At 41.3% G+C, this 1,795-nt stretch carries 1 protein-coding gene and 1 pseudogene; both read left to right on the top strand.

Translation table 11 applies throughout. The annotated features are described in order from the left end of the window. The coding region (locus L5M10_RS23740; RefSeq protein ID WP_263187184.1) for a flagellin at window positions 1–646 on the top strand (646 nt) is incomplete at its 5' end. A 404-nt stretch (window positions 647–1,050) separates the two neighbouring features. Beyond that, window positions 1,051–1,795: pseudogene (locus tag L5M10_RS23735) on the top strand (flagellin); the annotation flags it as partial.

Raw genomic sequence — 1,795 nt, 5'->3', positions numbered from 1 at the left:
TGGTACTACGTCTTACGATTTAAGCAAATTTAACGGAAGTATGAAGGATTTAGCTACTGCTATTGGAAAGGATGGCTATTCTGCTTCCTATGATTCAAGCACTAATAAACTGAGTATTTCAGCGGATGGAGTTGCAGGGATTAAGGCTGTAGGCCCTGCAGGTGGCACCTTAACAATGGCAACGGTTACCAATGGAGTTGCAGGTGCATCAGATACTGTTGATGCAGGCGGTGTGGTTGTAAACTCTGAGTTGAAATTCTCTTCAAGTGCTGCGTTTACTGTGACAGGTACCTCTGGGGCAATTACTGGTACGGGAACTGCGTCAACATTGGCTTCAGTAAAAGATATGGATATTGGTACAGCGTCCGGTGCACAGGATGCTATAGCTATAATTGATTCCGCGATTGCAGGTATTGACTCTCAGCGTGCTGATTTAGGCGCGGCACAGAATCGTATGAGTTTTACTATTAATAACTTAGGTAACGTGCAAACTAACGTAGCGGATGCCCGTAGCCGTATTCAGGACGTTGACTTTGCTAAAGAAACGGCACAAATGACCAAGCAACAGATTTTATCTCAAACGTCTTCTGCTATGTTGGCACAAGCAAATCAATTACCCCAAGTAGCGTTATCATTACTGGGCTAATCCTTAAGCTAAGTAATAGACAATGAGCTTAATGCCCAAGTATCTATCTAAAATTTTGTTTAGACGATGTACTTGGGCATAGTTATTTTTTTCCGCGTTTCATGCTGTTAATTTGATTTTTTTGAACAAGCAATATAATCACAGACTACTAATAAGAATTTGCACTGCTCTTAGCTTATTTCTTTCCTCTTTTCTTTTTATTCCTCGGTAATCGGTTGGTTACAATCAGTTAATTCATTGTGATGATTTCTAATTGATATATTTTTTCAATTATTTAAATAAAAAAATTAAAGTAAGCCAAAGTACTGCCGTTAAACTGAATGTAACCCATGAGATTGGCCTGGCTTAACGTCATTACAGCAAGACAGGCACTAACGTAACGTCAGGTAAAGAGGATATATTTTATGGCTATTTCAGTAAACACCAACGTGACTTCAATGAATTCACAAAAGAACCTTACCAGTGCAAACAATGGTTTGAAAACGTCCATGGAGCGCTTATCTTCAGGTTTGCGTATCAATGGCGCTAAAGATGATGCCGCGGGCCTACAAATTTCTAACCGTATGACAAGCCAAATCAACGGTCTTGACGTTGCTATGCGTAATGCTAATGATGGTATCTCTATTGCACAAACAGCAGAGGGTGCAATGCAGGAATCCACTAACATTCTGCAACGTATGCGTGATCTGTCATTACAATCTGCTAACGGTTCTAACTCAGCAGAAGACCGTGAGTCAATGCAAAAAGAAATAGGCGCGCTACAAACAGAGTTAACCCGTATTGCTGATACAACTTCTTTCGGCGGGCAAAAGCTGCTCAATGGTAGTTATGGTACTCAGAAATTCCAAGTAGGTTCGAATGCTAACGAAACTATTTCTGTATCGATTGGTGATGTGTCATCAGGTTCAATTGGTCAGAATCAAAAAACAGGTGCAGGCAGTGTATTTGGTGCTGCTGCGGCGGCAGGAACAGCATATGGTGTTGCAACAGGCGCTAGTAACATTGTACTAAGCGGCCCTAATGGCACATCTACGGCAACAGATATATCAGCTATGGATGCAAAAGCTGCAGCTGAAGCACTAAATAATTTAGGTACAGGCGTTAAAGTTTCGACTAAGGCATCTGTAGAGTTGACAGGTTTCACTGCCG

It is taken from the genome of Shewanella sp. SM32, from assembly GCF_025654235.1.
GTDB classification, from domain to species: Bacteria; Pseudomonadota; Gammaproteobacteria; order Enterobacterales; family Shewanellaceae; genus Shewanella; species Shewanella oncorhynchi.
Note: the sequence above shows the minus strand (reverse complement) of the source record. Positions and strands in the feature narration are given on the sequence as shown.